1 protein-coding gene is annotated in these 364 nt (G+C 76.4%); it reads left to right on the top strand.

What is annotated here, in order from left to right:
* Positions 1-173: 173 nt before the first annotated feature.
* A partial coding sequence (locus DEIPI_RS41055) for a hypothetical protein (RefSeq protein ID WP_045234948.1) occupies positions 174-364 on the top strand: 191 nt, incomplete at its 3' end.

The following is a 364-nucleotide window of genomic DNA, read 5'->3' as shown; positions in this document are numbered from 1 at the left end:
GATTCCCAGGAGGGCGGCGAGGTCCTCGGCGGGCCCCGCGTGGGCGGCCCCGAGGGCCGCGAGGAGGAGGGTCAGTCGGAGGGAGCGCATCCCCTTCAGCAAACCACGCCCGGCCCCGTGCGACACTGGACCATGGATCCCAGGGTGGGGGGCGCCGCCGGTCCGGCGGTTCCGTGACGGTGGTCGTTCGCGCGCTGCTCGGTCTTCTCGTGGGCCTCTCGTCGCTCGCGGCGCCCGTGCCGACCGGGAAGTCGCCACACGCGTCGCCGGGGAAGCCCCCGGCCGTGCGGATGGGGCGCGTCACCGCCGTCCCGAGGGTGCCGGACCGCGCCCTAACGGTGCTCGTGGCGGGCGTGACGCCCGT

Source organism: Deinococcus pimensis DSM 21231 (assembly GCF_000519345.1).
In the GTDB taxonomy this organism is placed as follows: Bacteria; Deinococcota; Deinococci; order Deinococcales; family Deinococcaceae; genus Deinococcus_A; species Deinococcus_A pimensis.
This window is presented reverse-complemented; position numbering and strand designations above follow the sequence as displayed.